Source organism: Mesorhizobium sp. M7A.F.Ca.US.006.04.2.1, from assembly GCF_004022915.1.
GTDB lineage: Bacteria > Pseudomonadota > Alphaproteobacteria > Rhizobiales > Rhizobiaceae > Mesorhizobium > Mesorhizobium ciceri.
Window position 1 is genome coordinate 1 of the sequence record NZ_RZQA01001620.1, and the last position, 495, is coordinate 495.

The 495-nt window shown below is 65.3% G+C and carries 1 pseudogene; it reads right to left on the reverse strand.

The window, feature by feature from the left end:
• Positions 1–208 precede the first annotated feature (208 nt).
• Positions 209–495 (reverse strand): annotated as a pseudogene (locus EN925_RS39075) (BMP family ABC transporter substrate-binding protein); the annotation flags it as partial.

Sequence of the window (495 nt, forward strand, 5' to 3'; positions counted from 1 at the left end):
GCCCAGCACGGCGTGGATTTCGCCGGGCTGGATAGACAGCGAGACGTCGTCATTGGCGACGACGCCGGGATAGCGCTTGCAGATGTTGCGCAGTTCTAGACGCGGATGCATGGCGGGTCCTGCCGTGGCGTGAAGCGAGGTTGGACGGGAACCAGGCAGGGGGACGCCGAAGGTCGGTCTCGGCGCCTCCCTGGTTCTTTGATGGCGTTCAGCTCAGCTTGCCGATCATGCCTTTGACGAACCAGTTCATGCCGCGAACATCGTCATCGGCCAGGACGGAGCCTGCAGCGACCTTGAGGTTGCCGGCCTGGTCCTTCAACTCGCCGCCATAGGGGTGCACCTTGCCGCTGCCGATGTCGGCCTCGAGCTGCTTCAGCTTGGCCTTGGTGTCGGCCGGTATGCCGTCATTGTAGGGCGCCATCTTCACGACGCCCGCTGCCAGTCCATCCCAGCGCACTTCCGGCTTCCAGGTGCCGGCGGCGACGGCCTTGGCGG